The sequence below is a fragment of the Vibrio crassostreae genome, from assembly GCF_041439375.1.
GTDB lineage: Bacteria > Pseudomonadota > Gammaproteobacteria > Enterobacterales > Vibrionaceae > Vibrio > Vibrio crassostreae_D.
Genome location: NZ_JBGONY010000045.1, coordinates 1 through 15,000 on the forward strand (window position 1 = coordinate 1; position 15,000 = coordinate 15,000).

The following is a 15,000-nucleotide window of genomic DNA, read 5'->3' on the forward strand; positions in this document are numbered from 1 at the left end:
ATATGGGTTTGGAGCTATTAGATCATATCTGTTAACAAAGTGCGATCCCGCCCTGGGTCCGCGGGTGAAGCTCAGGGGAAAATCCGAGGTCAACAACTAACAGAATTAATAAAGGAATGGACAGAGTCGGACTTTGTTCCAGACAGTCTTTATGTAGAGATAGACAGTAAGAACTCGATTACTGGCGTGATTCACGCTGTGCCCGAACAAATTGTAATGGCTATTACAGATTATTACGCGCACTATGCTCAGGTAATTAAACCAGAAGCTGTTCGCAACTATCGTAGAGCTGCCAAGCTAGGTTTGCGTAAGTACATATATGATCGTCTTGATTACAATGAACAGGATCTAATATCTGAAAGCTGGAAACTATTCCAAGAGCGAGTCCTAAATAATGAATGCCCTAAAGGGTATTTCACGATGTTTGATGAAGCTACTACGATTATTGCTTCTCTTATTCGCAATAATATTATTGTTGACGACTCTATAATGCCGGACGGTAGTTTAGGCATCCATTGGGCTAAGTTTTGGAAAAATCAAAGCTTAGAGGTTGTTCATGGTGAGCGAATCAAAATCGCTCATAAATATCCAGATTCATATCGACAACTAGATCCCGAGATCAATGCATACCCTGTGGGCGCATTATCAGAGTTTAGAGTGTGGTTTCAAGAGACCTATCTGCCGGAGAAATATCCAGCATACATTAAACGTAAAATTAAAGATGGGACAGTAGCCTTAGAAGCTGTTCCCGTACTTCTATCAGCGGTTATGCCTCCAGAAGTGTCAGAAAGACTATTAAACTAAAGGTCCTTGAAAAAGTAAGAATACACCCAACGTTTTGTATATTTATCTACGTTGGGTTTGTTTTTAGTAACACTAATTTGAGTTAGGTGGGAGCCTTATTCATATATTATCTTGACGTTTCTTTCCCAGGAGAATTTATGGAAAATTTGAATAAATTAGAGTCAATTGTCGATTTGTATTTTAGTAAAAAGTACAAATTATTTAAACCTCAAGATGCAAATGGAGATACCTTGGGGAAATGCTTTGAGTTTGAGAGTCGTGCTGATTTCTTGGATGCATACCTGCAATACTACCGTAATTTACCGAATTTGGACGCTGCTATTGCGAATGGGTGTAGTGCAAAGTTTAAAATCCTATATGAGTCACAAGAATATGAGCTTAAGCATATTCACCAAGAAGAGTTTAAAGACGACAAGGGTAATCTTCGAGGTGTAAATAATACTATATTATCAAGCATGGCAGTTAAGCTTAGATCAAAGTCCTCTCAGTTAAAAAAGGCTAAATCATTTGATGATGTCTACAGTATTGTGAAAGCGACTAAAGTTTCTGGTTTCGGTGAGTTATCAATTTATGATGCCGCGGTAAGAATATCAGCATATTTAGGCTTTAAACCGACGAAGGTATTTCTACATGCTGGTACTCGAATAGGGGCTAGCTATTTGGAGGATAAAGAACTATTGCCGGAAGACTCTTCTCTTGAAGAAACTCTAGAGATCTTTGATTTCCCAAAACCAATTCAAAAGTTAAATGCTATACAATTAGAGAACTTCTTGTGTTCTTTTAAGAGTGACTTAAAAAAAATATAGTAACCACAAGGCTCCTAAAGGTTTGTTATTCCTGTTACGCCGGGTGTCTGGGGCGTTCTAAGTTACACATGGAACTGGATGTTAGATTCTTGAACTGACATCATACTTTACTGATTACATTGCATTTTGTTTCTTATGATCGTATCATTGACTGGCTTTTGGTAGGGGCTTATTAGTTCCTGATCAAAAGGAACTTAACAGGTTGTCAACTCCCAGCGGTATGCCAATAAGGCAAGCTGAGCAGATAGACAGCAGGAACTGGAATAGGGTCTTCATAGATACCTCCACGGTTATAGTTACAGTATAATCCATTTCTAACATGACGCGGCTAGAGTCTCCGGATTCGTGGATGGTTGTTTTAACAACTTGGTTAAGCCGAGGTAAGGCGTAAGGAATTGCCGCAGTTCTAAGTCTGCCTCGGTTTTGCTAGAGTACTCTAATGTCATCAAATATTCCTCTCTGGTATCGAAATCGCGGGTATCTTCATTTCGATTTGCCGATCAGCTTAAAAAAAGCACGCAATCTAGTCACTAACTCAGATCTTGTAGCAAAACATGCGTTCTTTCCCTTAATCAATTATGCGGTTGAATCTAAGAAAATAAGTAAAGATAAGAAAACGCGAAAAATCGATATTGCAGTCAAAGAGCGTCCAATTGCTTATTCAGCACATGTAGATAGCCATATTTATGCTTACTATGCCGAAATTTTGAGTAGAAAGTACGAATCTAGATTAAAGCAACTAGGGCTATCAGAGTGTATTCTTGCTTTCCGTGGGTTGGGGAAAAGTAATATCGATTTTGCCTTTGAAGCGTTCGAGCAAATTAAGGATATGGGGGAGTGTAGTGCAGTAGCTTTAGATTTCTCTAAATTCTTTGACACGCTAGATCACTCAATTTTGAAACAAAGTTGGTCTGGTTTACTAGGCAAAGACAAACTCCCACCTGACCATTTCAATGTGTTTAAATCTATCACTAAGTTTGCCCAAGTAAATAAAGTTGATTTGTATAATGAGTTTGGCATTTCGCCTAATAACCCCAAAAATGGACGAAATCGAATTTGTACTGCTAAGGAGTTTCGAGATATCGTTCGGACGAAGAAGCTTATAAAGCCAAACAAAAACTCATTTGGTATACCTCAAGGTTCTCCAATAAGCGCACTTTTATCAAACATTTATATGCTTGAGTTTGATGCAGAAATGAAAAGGTACGTAGATATTCATGGTGGAAAATATTATCGCTACTGTGATGATATGTTGTTTATAGTACCGACACCTCTCAAAGTTAGAGTAGCGGGCTATGCTCAAGATCGAATAAAGAGCTTAAAAGTTACAATTAATCCAAAAAAAACCGAATTAAGAACATTCAAATATAAAAATGGCTCTTTAACTTCGGAGCAAATGCTTCAATATTTAGGTTTCATGTTTGATGGTGAAAATGTTTATATTCGGTCATCTTCACTGGCGAGGTATTCGGAAAAAATGAAACGTGGGATTCGTTTAGCTAAAAGAACAATGGACAAGTATAATTCGGTTCGGATAACTAAAGGTTTGCCTGAGAAAAAACTTTATAAGCGTAAATTGTATAGTCGCTATACTCACTTAGGTGGGAGGAATTTCGTTACCTATGGATTGAGGGCCGCAAAAACTATGCAAAGTAAAACTATCAAACGCCAACTTAAGCCTCTCTGGCGTAGATTTCATGAAGAAATAGAGAGAGAAATATAATAGGTGCTAAAGTAAGCTCTTAAAAAGCTTTTGTAGAGTGTAGATTGAAACGAAGAATGAATATTCGGATTAAATTCGCGTCGTTCAACGTGACCAAGGTCGCACGGTCAAAGTGTATCTTAAATCCATTCCAACTATGATCTAAGGTCAAGTAACCGCGAGCGTGGATGTTTGTGAGTTTCAGTAAAGTGACTTAGCCCATGTGAACAAGTCTGTTCATGACATTGCGTAGATCTGACGAATACACAGAGTAATCCAATAATCTAACCAACAGGCACAAACTTAGTGCGAGCAGTAAGTAGGGTTTAAAAAAATCAGCATGGAAAATTACAGACGAGCTCGTGCGAGAAAACTTAACTGGCTTACTGGATAACACAAAACAGAATTCAACGTGTGTAGCCAACAAGAAACACGGTGGCGTGTGTAAAATCTGAAATAGAAACGACAGCAATGCCCACAAGGTTTGCACACAGCGCGGTGAATCGTTAGTACAAGTAGATGTAAGTTAGACAAACAGAACAAATGTTCACGTTGATCGGCTTTGTGTAAACGAATCATGTAGATGTTGGCCACACATATAATGATTGGGTTAAAAGAGCGTTTAGAGAATGCTGGTGAACTAAATATGCTTGAGACGCCAGTTGTATTAAGGGTTTAAGAGGAAACGATGATAAGGATAACTTTGGAAAATAGTGACATTACTATCTGGGGCTTACAAGCTCAGTGCGTATTATGTACGTGGTGTTAAAGCAAAAACGCACCTTTTCAATCGGGTGCGTTATCCTTTAACACCTTGATTACTCTTCGATTTTTCTGTTTGTTAGGCAGCAAGCCAAACACGACATTTTGATCACTTTCACCCAAGATATCAGCGATGTGGAACGCGATGTCCCAATCCATTCCGGAGATGCCTCTTCTCCAATTGTATAGTCTCTTCTCGCTAACCTTAAGTTTCTTTGCCAATTGGTACTCTGAAGTCAGTTCGTACTTGGCTTTGACTCGATTCAAAAGTGCATTTGTGTAGTTAATAACTTGCATGTTCGTCCACGTCCTTTGAGATGATTAAAAGCTAGAAATTGCTGAATTACCATCCCCGACACGCATTTCCCGTATTAGAAAATTCGTATAGGGTGAGGTGGAGCGAGATATCACTGTTTGGAGGCGGGATGAATAACCAAGAATCGAAACTGGATGAGACATTAGCGGCAGCTGAGCAAGCGGCCAAACAAGGCAAGCTAACGTCGAGTGTCAGATTGGTGATTGTGTCGCTGAGACAAATCGTTGAACGTCAAAAACCGTTGTTCAAAAACCCTAACAACAGACCCTAAAGCGCGTCAAAGAGTGATGAAGACAAATCAGCACCAACGTTCCCCATACAAAAGAAGTGCGCGGCCATTGGCCGCGCTCAATCGTGATCGCTGGAGAAAGTTACTTGAGAACCCCTCACAATATGACTATCTGCTGTCCCGTTCGGGGAAATCCACGCAGCGCCAATATTTAGCGGATATTGGTCGAGTGATGGATTACTTGGTCAGTGAGCTTGAGTTTCGGACTTGTAAAGTAGGGGTGGTGACCGCTAAAGGGTTCTTGCTTAGAACTTGGGCGAATGTAGCCAAAGGCACTGGTTTACCGGAATGGCGCGTGAAACAGTGCGTGAGTTACGCGAAAGACCGAGGGTGGATCACGTCCAAGCAACCTCGAGAGAACATCAGCGGCGACTGGTATGGATTGGCATCCATCAAGCGCATCACCGACAAGTATTTTCGCGATCTCGGCTTAAACGTGGCCTACGCGAATGCCAAACAAGCTGCGACTAAGAACCTCAAAAAAATGGCCGCCTCAACCGGTGTCCACATCCGTTACCTTCTTACACCGATCACGTTACTGCGTAAGTTTGCACGTCGTAATACTCAACGTCATGACAGCACAGTGCCTTAAGATCAAAGCTCAAACTGCGCCTCGATCCGTCTGAACCCCGATTTTTCGGGGTTTTTCGTCTCTATTCCTCCCAAATTTCATCGTTTGAATGCGGTGATTGTGCCGTTGTGGATAACCCGTTCGCTAACCGGTGTTTTACGGCGTTAACTGCTCCATGAATTCAGTCTTTGAGATCACAACGCATAGTCTAAAGACTAATGATCTATCTAAAGATAGATGTAAGGGACAGTTACTGTTACCCCGTGAAAAACGGGGATAACTTATTAAAGGAAGCGGCTCATCGAGCTCGCCAGCGAGCTGGAGCCTTATGACGCGAGACGTTCGATAGCATGGCGATAAACACCGAAAATGCGGGAACAGCAACGGCCATGAAGTCGCTACGCGACGGTCTATTAGGAAAGAAAAGGCGAAATCGAAGCTCTCATTTTGATTACTAAAACCTATTAGTTTTGCTATTTTAATTGTTATAATCTATTGGTTGACGTCGAGAGACAGGGACACACCAACGTCGTGAGACAGGGACACACCAACGTCGTGAGACAGAGGACAACACAATGACAATGCATCAACAGAGCTACCAACAATTGGTCAGCGAGCTTGAGCTCGTTGAACAAACGCTGACCCAAGCGGCTCCAGACTGGAGCACGGTGCCCACCTTCAAGAAACCCCTTGTCGCGATCCAAGCGGCAGAAGAAGCCAGCCAACAGGTGGCGACAACCATCCACTTGCTGAAATCCCTCATGAACAACTTCCATCTTCGCTTGTGTGAACTGGAGGCGACGCATGGCCAGTAAGAATCCGATCAAAGGTTACATTGCCTGCCCAACGCATGGCTGTGATGAGATCTGCACGGTGCACGCCGTGGGCGAGCATAAGCTCATCGAGGGCGGTGAGCCGCCTAAGAATAAGCGCCGTCTCGGTCAGCTCTATACCATTTGCCCGAGTTGCAAAACCAACCAAAGCGCGGGGAAACCGTTTCAAGATTGGTTACACAACCACATGGTGTCGAGTCCAGATAAAGCCACTACTGGTTATAAAACCAGTGCTAATAAAAATCCTGACCCAACTAAGCCCCAAAAACCGAACGAAACCAAGTCTGATAAGGGCTCAAGCAACGCCGACAAACCCAACGATAACCAAGCCGAGTCGGTTAATACGCGATTAGGTTGGTCATTGTTGTTGCTGTTAAGCACCTGCGCCTTGTTGTGGTTTGGCTTAACGAAGACCAAGAAAGGAGTCACTCATGAGCAATGAAGCCCCATTCACGCCCGTGGAGAACGAACTGGATGAACGTGATCAACAAGCCGTTGAAGCGGTAGAAACCTTACGTGAAGCTCGAGAGCAAGACGAAGCCGACACCGGCGAAAACCAAGATGCGGCGCCGGAAACCTTGGGTTTCGGGGAAGAAGACGCGCGCATGATGCTCTCTTACGGTTTAGGTGTGGTGGAGATGACCGTCGGCACCGTGTTTGATGTGCCGTTTGAAATCGACACCCGAGCCGGTAATCAGTGGTTAGACGCTGCATCGCCCATGCTGCAGAAGTACGGACCCGCCGGTTTGAAATGGTTCGGCCAATACCAAGGCGAGTTTGTGTTTGCTATGGCCTCGATGACCTTGATTGGCGGTTGCGCCAAACAAGTGCGCCAACTTAAACAGGCTCAGGAGACAACTGAGCCCGAGACGCCGCAGGAGGTGGACAGTGAAGCTCCCCAATCCAGTGAACAAGAATAACGCCCACAATGCGGAGCACGTTTGTTACATGGGCACTACGGGCAGCTGCAAAACTACCGCCATTCGTCAGCTCAATTTCATTGAGCGTTCGTCTCAAGTGGTGATGTTCGATCCGTACAGTGAGCACATCGAGGCGCCGCTCAAAGGTAGCCGCGTGCAAGCGTGCCACAGCTTTGATGAGTTCTACCACAAGGCGTGGTTTGCGAGGAAGAAAAAGGCTGCGTTTCGGTTGGCCCTGGTCGAGCAAGCGCGAACCCGAGAGAACCTCGAGTTGTTTGCCAACATGGTCTGGTCATTAGGCGATGGTCATCATCCGAAAAAGTTGCACTGTGTGATTGAAGAGCTCGCCAAGTTCACCAACACACCGTCAAAGCTTGATGGGTTAGCCGGCGAACTCTGGACGGGCGGTCGCGGTTTTGGCTTGGTGATGCACGCGACGTTTCAGCGCGGGCAAGAAGTGCCGAAGACGGTACTCGATGAATCCAAATATGTGTACGTGGGCGCGGTCAGCTCACGGCGCAATGCCAAGTACATTGCGGACTATTTTGATATTCCGATGGAGGCCATTTTGGGGCTGCAAAGCTGCGTCGATAGAGAGCATTTAGGGCGTAAAAAGTTCGCCGATTACATTCTCAAATCACCGGGTTTAGGCAAGTGGGAACAAGGAAAAATCTACCCCAAGCGATGACGGGTAACCTAATAGGTTTAACTTTGAGCCTAACAGGTTCAAGGCTCTGGTCATTTTCCTCTCTATACACCACGTTATCAGCATCAATCACTCTAAAGGAACTCCCATGAGATTGAACGTGAAAAATGTGGCGATTGTCGCCGGAATTGCGGCGGTCACGACGGGTGCGATCGTCTTTGCTGTGAACAATAAAGTCGGCGGCCTCGATAAGTTGCTGGGTCGCTCTGGCTGGTTTTAAAGGGGAATACGATGTCAGTCAAACCAATCAAACTGAATTCGATGGTTGGCGCGTCGTGGGGACAAAAAGGCACATTGCCTATCCCTAATGGCCCGACGTACCACGAGTTGGTACTGGAAACCAACGCCAGCGCTGCAGACATGCAGCGCATTGCCATTACGCTGAACGCCGAAGAGATCTACGTCTTAACCGGTGAAGAGCTGTTGATGCTCGAGCGTTACAAGCAACGAGACACCACCGCGGGGCATTTTGTGATCCCGTTCAGTGACATCGTGGCACGCACCAAAAATGGGGTGCGTTACACCGGTTTGGTCACTGAGCTGGGCGACAATATACACCTCGATATCCAATTTAAAGGCAAGGCGGCCAACGCGACGCCACTGTCTATCCAAGTACATGCGTGGGTGAGTAACTCTCAAGCGATGCGTGTCTTGGTGCCGATGATCAAACGCGAAACCATGCCGGCCAATGCGCAAGGCGAGAACGAGTTCACCAACTTGGTGGCGAGTCCGCTCATCAGCATTCGTCGCATGCATTTCATGCACGACAAGATCAGCAAATTGGAAATTGAGCGCGACTTTGTCAAAGAGTACGAAGCCAATACCTTCATTTCAGAAGCCAACGCGAAACGCAATGAGCGCACGCCCCAAGACGGGTATTTCCATTTTGACCCGATCGTTCGTGGGTTCTCCATTGATGAACTGTTTCCGACGCAGCACAGCTCCAACTTGAAATTCTCCGTGACCACCACCGATGTCCCAGGCTCAATTCCGATCTTGGTGGAGTCGGTGAAAGTGACGCGACCGGAAATGTTGCAGAGTGGCGCGGCCTAAGGAGCGCCAATGAAAAGCTTTTTTGATGATTTGTTGGAATTTGGCGCGGGCGCATTGGATTCGGTCGGGGAAAACGCCGACTGGCTGTTTCCCACTAATGACCAATCCACGAACCCTGATAAGACGCAGCAACCCAATCATCCTCAAGTGGATAACAAGGGGAATACGGTGACCACACCGCAAGCTCAACCCGTGAAAGACAACACGATGTTGTACGTCGGTGGCGGAGTTGGTGTGCTGCTGGTCTTGATATTGGGCGCGCTGGCGTTTCGACGATAAGGAGACGGTGATGCCGTTACTGTTTTGGGTATTGGGTGGATTTGGGGTCGGCAGCCTGTTTGGGCTGAGCGCCGGCAAAGGACTCAATAAAGTGTTGCTTGTGGTGGTGTTTGTCGCGTCACTGATGTGGCTCAAAGGAGGGCGATGATGCTCGGATCATTGACGTCATTAACCGGTGGCGGTGGCCTTCAAGGGGGCGCAGCAGGACCCGCTACGTCCGGAACCTCTGGCAACACCACGAACAACAGTGGGTTTGAAGGCGGGCACATCAGCCTCGGTGAGCAACGCGGCATGCCGTGGTGGTTCATTGTCCTGATGGCGCTGTTTGCCTTGTATGCGCTATCCAAAAGATAGCTTACAGCCAGCAAAGTGGGCGCACGTCCATCAACGGCTAAAACCGGCACTGAGAGACTATTACCAACACGCACAAACCCAAGTCGCAAAAGGCTTAGAGGCAACGTATCAAATAAGTGACACTGTCATGTTGTTGCGTGGTGAGCGGCTGGAAAACAACACTAAAGAGTTGGTTGTGGTGGCGTTATCGGGCGACATGGCCTCCGGCACATTGGCCGCCGTCGAGCATGCCAAACAGCATGGCTTTGATTCGGTGCGAGCGCATTTTTATCGTGAGGGTGCCAAGCGATTCATTGCAAGACGATTGAAGTTACCGGTTCAGGAAATTGAACGTCACGGCGATGAACGGGTTTTACAAATAAGGTTAGCGGATATGGGTGGAAGAAGTTCTTCTAAAAGTCGTCAAAGCAACACCACGACGACCACAAACACCAGCAGCAGTGCGGCGGTCGGTGGCGACAATACCGGCGTGATGCTGTCGGGCGTCAGTGACTCGGACATCAATTTGACCATGACCGATCATGGCGCGATGGCCATTGCGGGACGTACCGCCGAAGAAGCGTTTGATTTTGGTACCCAAGCGTTAAGAGTCAATGAATCGGTGGTCGGAGATTCCTTGAACATGGTCGATAACTCGTTGCGTGTGGTCGATAACACCGTCGACGAAGCCTTTGGCTTTGGGACGTCAGCCCTAGAAGAGCAATCCGAAGTCAGTCAATACGCCATTGATTCCATCAAATCGATGGCCGGGCAACAAACCGAAACCACCAAAGCGGCGATCGCCTTAGCCAACAATGCGAAAGCGCGAGAGCAAACGGGCAGCAATGAATCTGACAATTCCACGTTGAAAAAATTATCCCTCATCCTTGGGATCATCGGCACGATGGTCACCATTGGGGTGGTCATGACAAGGCGCGCATCATGAAACAGACCCACACACTCGATCCCGGTCAAACGCTGACCTTCAATGCGGGTCAGTCCGGTAAGTACCTTATTTTGCGTGAGACCACGCACTCGTTTCTTTTGCAGGGCGATGCGATGCGTCCCATTGAGATCTTTGCCGGTGACACCGTTGATGTCTCCCGTTTTGACAAGCTCGAGCTGCACAATCATCAGGCCGTGGATGTGACGTTTGAATACCAAGTGTCAGATTTACTCATCATGACCAAGGCGCAGAAAATCAGCGTCAATAACGCGCTGTTGGTCAGTGAAATTGAAAAACCGGTGGACGTGAGAAAAGTGCAGGATCCCGTGCAGGTGAGTCAAGTGCAAACGCCGGTGCGTGTGGCACAGATTGAAACGCCAGTATCGGTTCAAAAAGTACAAGAAGCGGTTAAGGTTAGTGACATTGTCACGCCAGTTAAAGTCTCAGAAATACAAACACCTACCAAGATTAGTGAGGTTCAAACGCCGGTTAATGTCAATCGAGTGGCCGAGCCGGTGACGGTCGACCAAATCACACAACCGTTGACTGTTGAACGTATTCAACAACCGGTGAATGTCGAGGTTGGGAATGCGTCACTGGACGTGCAAGCGACCATCACCAACACCGAGTTGAAAGTGACGTCAGATCCAGAGCGGGTGACGTTCGCCAAAATCGGCAATGGAACTCTGTTATTAACGGGGCGAACACAGACCATTCGCAGTAAAACCGCGAGAAAGACCCTCATTTTACAAGCCGCTTCGACCAATAAAAGCACGATCCTTGTGCAGGGGTTTATGGAGTTACGTCCAGGTGGGCATTTGATGCTCAACACCAATCAATCGGTGAATCTTTTCGGGTCTAAGAATGACTATATTCGATTAGGAGAAGCGATATGATGTTGTCATTAACCAATCCTGAGCTTGCCAGCGCTAATGATGGTTTGTTGAACGTGGAAGCGAAACACGATAATCAGATGAAATTCATTGTCGGCTCACGTCGAAAGGCGACGTTCCCACTTTCCAACCATGTCGAAATGCTCGATTTGACGCTTAGGCGCTTTAAGCAATCGCAAGCAACGCCGCACAGTCAGAGCAGCAGTGCCTCTCCGATTTTGGCGAAACCTGGCATCGTCTATCTTAGATTTCTCAAAGGGAGCAACACGCAAGTGTCGTCCCCCCGTCTCTTGTATCTGTATTTTGCCTCGAATTCTCTCTATGGCTATCCACTGTTTCTTATCAAACCGAAAGCCGCGACCAAGCTTGAGATCACCGTCACCAACGTCGATGCCAGCGTTACGCTGCATTCGAGACTCCTTGTGAAATCGGAGGGCGAATGAGATGGCTAATGTTACTCGCCAGTGGCTTACTGGCCGGAGTGTACCTCATGAATAAGAAAACTATCGATGAGACCGTCAGCGGCTTTGTATTATCCGCTCGGAGTGAAACCCGCATGTTGGGCGTGCATGGCGACTTGAAAAAGGTTGTACGTCGAGCACTCGAACTGTCTCCGTATGATTTTGGTATTACGGAAGGTCTGCGTACCGCGAAACGTCAATATCAGCTCTATCAAGAGGGCTTGAGCCAGCTCGATGGGGCTAAACGTCTCAGTCGGCACCAATCTGGCCATGCGATCGATTTCGTGGCTTACGATGAGAACAACAAGGTGACGTGGGACTTTAAGTACTACGACGCCATCAGTAAAGCCTTTAAACAAGCGGCGCGAGAGCTGAATGTCGCCATTGTTTGGGGTGGTGACTGGAAGAGCCTTAAAGACGGTCCGCACATTGAATTAAGTCGACGGGTGTACACATGATTGGCGCGCTTGTTAATCTCGTGACCGGTGGTGTGTCTGCCTATAAGCAACACAATCAAAACCGAGCCGAAGCGCTTAAGCGCAAAGACGAACTTGAGAGCGAGAAGCATCAGGCGAGGGTGCGTCGACTTCAAAGCGGCGAAGAGCAGGCCAGTAGCCTCGATGAAGTCAGCATTCGAGAGCGGGGATTCAAAGATGAGTTCATTCTCTTGGTGGTGTTTGTGCCGCTTATCCTTTCGTTTATCCCCAATTACGCGCCCTATGTTGAGCAAGGCTTTGAGGCGCTGCAGGGCATCCCGAATCCGTATTGGTTTGTGGTGGGTGCAGTCGTCGTTGACACGCTCGGGATGCGCGCCATGGTGCGTTATCTCCTCGAATTTTACGTGTCTAGATGGAAGGACAAATGATGGAATTTGTAGACACACTGGTCATTGCGCTGATAACCGGCTGTGTCTCAAGCCTAGGAACAATTGCGGCTCTTAAAACGGACATTAACTGGAGAAAGCGAGTGCAGCAAGACCAAGAGCAACGGATACGAAAACTGGAGATACCGAATGAAAGGACACAAATGCAAGGGACGTCGACCAAACGGCCAACTTAAGAAAGGCTACACACTTAAAAACGGGCGCGTAGTGAGGGCAAACACCACACGAAAACGCTACAAGAAACGTCGATAAATCATATCAAGAAAAGGGCCATTTCCTTAGGGAAGTGGCCCTTCCTGTATTTCTTAAGACAACAATCTGCACTTTAGTCATCCAGTTTCACAGTTAATGATTTAAATCACTGTTATAACTAGGATTGATGATTATAATCTCTTCCCATAAATCAGACTAGACAGAAAAACTCTGTTTTTAAATGCAGAATTTTCTATCTAATAAGCGTTAGTTCTACTTATTAAATGTGCGTATTGGTTCATATGTGTGATTCACTTCTCATTCATATGCGCAGCTACTCCGATATCATTCTCAGGATTTATAAAACAACAATTGAGGTTAAAATGAGTGCTAGGTATTGCGACAAATGTGGTCAAAAAACAGAACATAAAGAATTGATTAAGCAAAAACCGTCCAAATATGGCAATAGTAAGAAAGAAAAGTTTAAGGAATTTCTTGCGGGTTTTTTTGGTGGGATGGCTAGTCCAGCAGGAGCGTCACTAGATTTAATCGATCGCTATGTAGTTTGTTTAGAGTGTGGTACTAAAACATTAGAAAATCATGGCGATGAATTTCAATAAATTGTGTTTTGTCCAGTCTAAGTCGTAGAGCTAACAACAAGCAATTAAAGCAGACTGTCAACGCTTGGGATTTTCAACTCAGTTCAGTTTAAGTGATTTTGGTGGTAATTTTGAACGTATTAGTAGCGTTGTCAGCTACTTAATTGGGTGTTATGCGTCACTCCAACTAGAGAAGGTAACACAAGTGGAAAGTGGAGTTAAAAAATCAGTTCGGTATCTTGCCTTGGGTATTCTTATATATCCGTTTCTTTACATGCTACTCAACTTTATTATCCCGATTCTAATGGCAACTTTGGGCGAAGGTAGTAGCTCGTTGATTGAAATTTTTGAGTATCTCACCTGGTTTATAATGCCTTTTTTTTCGGTGTTTTATCTGTTAGCTTTCCATCACTTTTCGCGAGTGTTAGGTAAATGGCATCAACGAGTTGGGTATACTTTGGTTTTAGCCGCTGTGCTAATTGAAATAGCGATGCCTTGGATGGATTCAGGTCTGGTGTTTAAGACAGCATCTTTTCTATGTCAGCTTTTCGAGATAGGTATTTTAGTTAGTTGTCTGTTCGTTTTTAGCAGTAAGTTGGGGCCAAACTCTGAGCCTGGCGCAACCGTATACCGAACTGTTTAGGATTAATTCGTAACACGTGACATTTTTACTATACGTTGCGTTCTGTGTTTAAGGTGGTTTGCAGAAACATCGGTCTTACGCTACTCACCACTTAAGCGGGCGTTAGCTTTCTGAAGGTGTAAGCCTAAAACTATGCTGTTATAATCGAAACGTATTTGTATTTTGAGAAATGAGATGATGAAGTTTACGTTAGAAGGTAATGACTGTATGCCACCCATTTCCGGTGGCTATCTACTTATTTATCGCGGTACTGAAGAGGTTACGGTTGTTAGCGTACCGTCTCCTAACTTTGTGGCAGAGCGTTATAGGGATAGTGTTAGCGAAAACTATGATTCGTTTGAAGACGAGGAAGGTAATGAGTTTAACATTAATGTTTGGTCTTCCAATGTTGGTGTTGATTGGACGCTAGACGTTGAGACAAAGGATAGAGCGTTAAAAGAGCAAATTAGAGTGGAGTACCATGCTAATGAGTTCTGATACGGAATTTGATGTATATCTCAATACTTTCACTGAAGGACTTACGCAAATAAGAGCCCAAAGTAGAGATAGTTTTCACAACCAATTGTATTTTTCGAAAGTGATAAGCTTAATGGAACAGTATCTTTCAAACTTGTTCATTTTTGAACTTACTAATTCTCCAGAATCACTCCGAAAACTAGCAAGCCATGACAAGTTTCGTTCTGCTACCGTGACGGTTCCTTTTGCTTTAAACAACCCTATTGATGAGTATTTGATACACTCAATGAAAGCATTGGTATGGCATCGGCTTAATGATGTTGAAATGTATTATAAAAAAGTTCTTGGCATTCGTTTTAATATCAGCAGAGAGCTATTAAAACAACTTGAGTTACGCCATGACCTTGTGCATCGAAATGGTCATACCTTAGATGGTGAGAAAGTAGATATAACGGATGACGATCTAGACCGATGTATAGCTTTAGTGGAGCCATTTGTTCTCGATATTCACGCAAAGTATGTAACCCAAAAAAGCTAATAAAGCATTTAAGAG

Annotated in this window: 25 protein-coding genes; 24 read left to right on the top strand and 1 reads right to left on the bottom strand. The window is 45.4% G+C overall.

All coding sequences use genetic code 11. From position 1 onward, the window contains the following. Window positions 1–216: 216 nt before the first annotated feature. The 3 genes from ACED45_RS17045 to drt2 all read left to right on the top strand — a co-directional run bounded on the left by ACED45_RS17045 (window position 217) and on the right by drt2 (window position 3,333). Window positions 217–804 (top strand): hypothetical protein, encoded by a 588-nt coding sequence (locus tag ACED45_RS17045; RefSeq protein WP_371714549.1) that lies wholly within the window; start codon window positions 217–219, stop codon window positions 802–804. Between the two features lie 137 nt (window positions 805–941). Next, window positions 942–1,610: a hypothetical protein gene (locus ACED45_RS17050; RefSeq protein WP_065680067.1), complete on the top strand. Its 669-nt coding sequence runs from the start codon at window positions 942–944 to the stop codon at window positions 1,608–1,610. 439 nt (window positions 1,611–2,049) lie between these two features. Continuing rightward, window positions 2,050–3,333, top strand: a complete 1,284-nt coding sequence (gene drt2 / locus ACED45_RS17055) for an antiviral reverse transcriptase Drt2 (protein ID WP_371714550.1) — start codon at window positions 2,050–2,052, stop codon at window positions 3,331–3,333. A 765-nt stretch (window positions 3,334–4,098) separates the two neighbouring features. Here the strand turns inward: drt2 and ACED45_RS17060 are convergent. Continuing rightward, a complete protein-coding gene (locus ACED45_RS17060; protein WP_137001547.1) occupies window positions 4,099–4,371 on the bottom strand; it encodes a helix-turn-helix domain-containing protein in 273 nt (90 codons plus the stop codon). Window positions 4,372–4,499: 128 nt separating this feature from the next. On the opposite strand from ACED45_RS17060, the gene ACED45_RS17065 reads away from it, so the two are divergent. From ACED45_RS17065 to ACED45_RS17165, 21 genes are all read left to right on the top strand, one after another. After that, the gene (locus ACED45_RS17065; RefSeq protein ID WP_371714551.1) at window positions 4,500–4,661 is read left to right on the top strand and encodes a hypothetical protein; all 162 of its coding nucleotides are present in this window, start codon (window positions 4,500–4,502) and stop codon (window positions 4,659–4,661) included. Window positions 4,662–4,677: 16 nt separating this feature from the next. Continuing rightward, window positions 4,678–5,271, top strand: coding sequence for a hypothetical protein (locus tag ACED45_RS17070; protein ID WP_371714575.1), 594 nt, complete (start codon window positions 4,678–4,680; stop codon window positions 5,269–5,271). Window positions 5,272–5,825: 554 nt separating this feature from the next. After that, window positions 5,826–6,065: a hypothetical protein gene (locus ACED45_RS17075; RefSeq protein WP_016787090.1), complete on the top strand. Its 240-nt coding sequence runs from the start codon at window positions 5,826–5,828 to the stop codon at window positions 6,063–6,065. Continuing rightward, window positions 6,055–6,525, top strand: coding sequence for a hypothetical protein (locus tag ACED45_RS17080; protein WP_132970255.1), 471 nt, complete (start codon window positions 6,055–6,057; stop codon window positions 6,523–6,525). The genes ACED45_RS17075 and ACED45_RS17080 overlap by 11 nt, the downstream gene beginning before the upstream one ends. Further along, entirely contained in the window at window positions 6,515–7,003 is a 489-nt protein-coding gene (locus ACED45_RS17085) for a hypothetical protein (protein WP_371714552.1), read from the top strand. The genes ACED45_RS17080 and ACED45_RS17085 overlap by 11 nt, the downstream gene beginning before the upstream one ends. After that, window positions 6,972–7,691 carry a type IV secretory system conjugative DNA transfer family protein gene (locus tag ACED45_RS17090; RefSeq protein WP_240800825.1) on the top strand — a complete coding sequence of 240 codons (720 nt, stop codon included), beginning with the start codon at window positions 6,972–6,974 and terminating at the stop codon, window positions 7,689–7,691. Before ACED45_RS17085 ends, ACED45_RS17090 begins: the two co-directional genes overlap by 32 nt. Window positions 7,692–7,797: 106 nt before the next feature. Continuing rightward, complete coding sequence (locus ACED45_RS17095) at window positions 7,798–7,929, top strand: hypothetical protein (RefSeq protein ID WP_016787086.1); 132 nt, start codon at window positions 7,798–7,800, stop codon at window positions 7,927–7,929. Window positions 7,930–7,940: 11 nt separating this feature from the next. Next, window positions 7,941–8,762 carry a major capsid protein P2 gene (locus tag ACED45_RS17100; RefSeq protein WP_016787085.1) on the top strand — a complete coding sequence of 274 codons (822 nt, stop codon included), beginning with the start codon at window positions 7,941–7,943 and terminating at the stop codon, window positions 8,760–8,762. A gap of 9 nt (window positions 8,763–8,771) precedes the next feature. Beyond that, the gene (locus ACED45_RS17105; RefSeq protein ID WP_132974615.1) at window positions 8,772–9,041 is read left to right on the top strand and encodes a hypothetical protein; all 270 of its coding nucleotides are present in this window, start codon (window positions 8,772–8,774) and stop codon (window positions 9,039–9,041) included. Between the two features lie 10 nt (window positions 9,042–9,051). Then, window positions 9,052–9,189, top strand: coding sequence for a hypothetical protein (locus tag ACED45_RS17110; RefSeq protein WP_165887195.1), 138 nt, complete (start codon window positions 9,052–9,054; stop codon window positions 9,187–9,189). Continuing rightward, complete coding sequence (locus ACED45_RS17115) at window positions 9,189–9,395, top strand: hypothetical protein (RefSeq protein WP_016787082.1); 207 nt, start codon at window positions 9,189–9,191, stop codon at window positions 9,393–9,395. Before ACED45_RS17110 ends, ACED45_RS17115 begins: the two co-directional genes overlap by 1 nt. Beyond that, a complete protein-coding gene (locus ACED45_RS17120; protein ID WP_371714554.1) occupies window positions 9,376–10,320 on the top strand; it encodes a hypothetical protein in 945 nt (314 codons plus the stop codon). Before ACED45_RS17115 ends, ACED45_RS17120 begins: the two co-directional genes overlap by 20 nt. After that, window positions 10,317–11,216, top strand: a complete 900-nt coding sequence (locus ACED45_RS17125) for a hypothetical protein (RefSeq protein WP_137001656.1) — start codon at window positions 10,317–10,319, stop codon at window positions 11,214–11,216. Before ACED45_RS17120 ends, ACED45_RS17125 begins: the two co-directional genes overlap by 4 nt. Then, on the top strand, window positions 11,213–11,656 hold the full coding sequence (locus tag ACED45_RS17130) for a hypothetical protein (RefSeq protein ID WP_371714555.1): 444 nt from the start codon (window positions 11,213–11,215) through the stop codon (window positions 11,654–11,656). Before ACED45_RS17125 ends, ACED45_RS17130 begins: the two co-directional genes overlap by 4 nt. Then, on the top strand, window positions 11,653–12,132 hold the full coding sequence (locus tag ACED45_RS17135) for a M15 family metallopeptidase (protein ID WP_371714556.1): 480 nt from the start codon (window positions 11,653–11,655) through the stop codon (window positions 12,130–12,132). Before ACED45_RS17130 ends, ACED45_RS17135 begins: the two co-directional genes overlap by 4 nt. After that, window positions 12,129–12,539, top strand: a complete 411-nt coding sequence (locus tag ACED45_RS17140) for a hypothetical protein (RefSeq protein WP_371714557.1) — start codon at window positions 12,129–12,131, stop codon at window positions 12,537–12,539. Before ACED45_RS17135 ends, ACED45_RS17140 begins: the two co-directional genes overlap by 4 nt. Then, on the top strand, window positions 12,536–12,733 hold the full coding sequence (locus ACED45_RS17145; protein WP_371714558.1) for a hypothetical protein: 198 nt from the start codon (window positions 12,536–12,538) through the stop codon (window positions 12,731–12,733). The genes ACED45_RS17140 and ACED45_RS17145 overlap by 4 nt, the downstream gene beginning before the upstream one ends. A 399-nt stretch (window positions 12,734–13,132) precedes the next feature. Beyond that, complete coding sequence (locus tag ACED45_RS17150; protein ID WP_123300957.1) at window positions 13,133–13,369, top strand: hypothetical protein; 237 nt, start codon at window positions 13,133–13,135, stop codon at window positions 13,367–13,369. A gap of 184 nt (window positions 13,370–13,553) precedes the next feature. After that, window positions 13,554–13,991 (top strand): hypothetical protein, encoded by a 438-nt coding sequence (locus ACED45_RS17155; protein WP_371714576.1) that lies wholly within the window; start codon window positions 13,554–13,556, stop codon window positions 13,989–13,991. Between the two features lie 174 nt (window positions 13,992–14,165). Beyond that, on the top strand, window positions 14,166–14,468 hold the full coding sequence (locus ACED45_RS17160; protein WP_371714559.1) for a hypothetical protein: 303 nt from the start codon (window positions 14,166–14,168) through the stop codon (window positions 14,466–14,468). After that, on the top strand, window positions 14,458–14,985 hold the full coding sequence (locus tag ACED45_RS17165; RefSeq protein ID WP_371714560.1) for a hypothetical protein: 528 nt from the start codon (window positions 14,458–14,460) through the stop codon (window positions 14,983–14,985). The genes ACED45_RS17160 and ACED45_RS17165 overlap by 11 nt, the downstream gene beginning before the upstream one ends. Window positions 14,986–15,000: the final 15 nt, after the last annotated feature.

Bases quoted from the DNA above. Each gene is read 5' to 3' on its own strand.
- ACED45_RS17045 (WP_371714549.1), top strand. From the start codon at position 217: ATGGCTATTACAGATTATTACGCGCACTATGCTCAGGTAATTAAACCA.
- ACED45_RS17050 (WP_065680067.1), top strand. From the start codon at position 942: ATGGAAAATTTGAATAAATTAGAGTCAATTGTCGATTTGTATTTTAGT.
- drt2 (WP_371714550.1), top strand. From the start codon at position 2,050: ATGTCATCAAATATTCCTCTCTGGTATCGAAATCGCGGGTATCTTCAT.
- ACED45_RS17060 (WP_137001547.1), bottom strand. From the start codon at position 4,371: ATGCAAGTTATTAACTACACAAATGCACTTTTGAATCGAGTCAAAGCC.
- ACED45_RS17065 (WP_371714551.1), top strand. From the start codon at position 4,500: ATGAATAACCAAGAATCGAAACTGGATGAGACATTAGCGGCAGCTGAG.
- ACED45_RS17070 (WP_371714575.1), top strand. From the start codon at position 4,678: ATGAAGACAAATCAGCACCAACGTTCCCCATACAAAAGAAGTGCGCGG.
- ACED45_RS17075 (WP_016787090.1), top strand. From the start codon at position 5,826: ATGACAATGCATCAACAGAGCTACCAACAATTGGTCAGCGAGCTTGAG.
- ACED45_RS17080 (WP_132970255.1), top strand. From the start codon at position 6,055: ATGGCCAGTAAGAATCCGATCAAAGGTTACATTGCCTGCCCAACGCAT.
- ACED45_RS17085 (WP_371714552.1), top strand. From the start codon at position 6,515: ATGAGCAATGAAGCCCCATTCACGCCCGTGGAGAACGAACTGGATGAA.
- ACED45_RS17095 (WP_016787086.1), top strand. From the start codon at position 7,798: ATGAGATTGAACGTGAAAAATGTGGCGATTGTCGCCGGAATTGCGGCG.
- ACED45_RS17100 (WP_016787085.1), top strand. From the start codon at position 7,941: ATGTCAGTCAAACCAATCAAACTGAATTCGATGGTTGGCGCGTCGTGG.
- ACED45_RS17105 (WP_132974615.1), top strand. From the start codon at position 8,772: ATGAAAAGCTTTTTTGATGATTTGTTGGAATTTGGCGCGGGCGCATTG.
- ACED45_RS17110 (WP_165887195.1), top strand. From the start codon at position 9,052: ATGCCGTTACTGTTTTGGGTATTGGGTGGATTTGGGGTCGGCAGCCTG.
- ACED45_RS17115 (WP_016787082.1), top strand. From the start codon at position 9,189: ATGCTCGGATCATTGACGTCATTAACCGGTGGCGGTGGCCTTCAAGGG.
- ACED45_RS17120 (WP_371714554.1), top strand. From the start codon at position 9,376: ATGCGCTATCCAAAAGATAGCTTACAGCCAGCAAAGTGGGCGCACGTC.
- ACED45_RS17125 (WP_137001656.1), top strand. From the start codon at position 10,317: ATGAAACAGACCCACACACTCGATCCCGGTCAAACGCTGACCTTCAAT.
- ACED45_RS17130 (WP_371714555.1), top strand. From the start codon at position 11,213: ATGATGTTGTCATTAACCAATCCTGAGCTTGCCAGCGCTAATGATGGT.
- ACED45_RS17135 (WP_371714556.1), top strand. From the start codon at position 11,653: ATGAGATGGCTAATGTTACTCGCCAGTGGCTTACTGGCCGGAGTGTAC.
- ACED45_RS17140 (WP_371714557.1), top strand. From the start codon at position 12,129: ATGATTGGCGCGCTTGTTAATCTCGTGACCGGTGGTGTGTCTGCCTAT.
- ACED45_RS17145 (WP_371714558.1), top strand. From the start codon at position 12,536: ATGATGGAATTTGTAGACACACTGGTCATTGCGCTGATAACCGGCTGT.
- ACED45_RS17150 (WP_123300957.1), top strand. From the start codon at position 13,133: ATGAGTGCTAGGTATTGCGACAAATGTGGTCAAAAAACAGAACATAAA.
- ACED45_RS17160 (WP_371714559.1), top strand. From the start codon at position 14,166: ATGATGAAGTTTACGTTAGAAGGTAATGACTGTATGCCACCCATTTCC.
- ACED45_RS17165 (WP_371714560.1), top strand. From the start codon at position 14,458: ATGAGTTCTGATACGGAATTTGATGTATATCTCAATACTTTCACTGAA.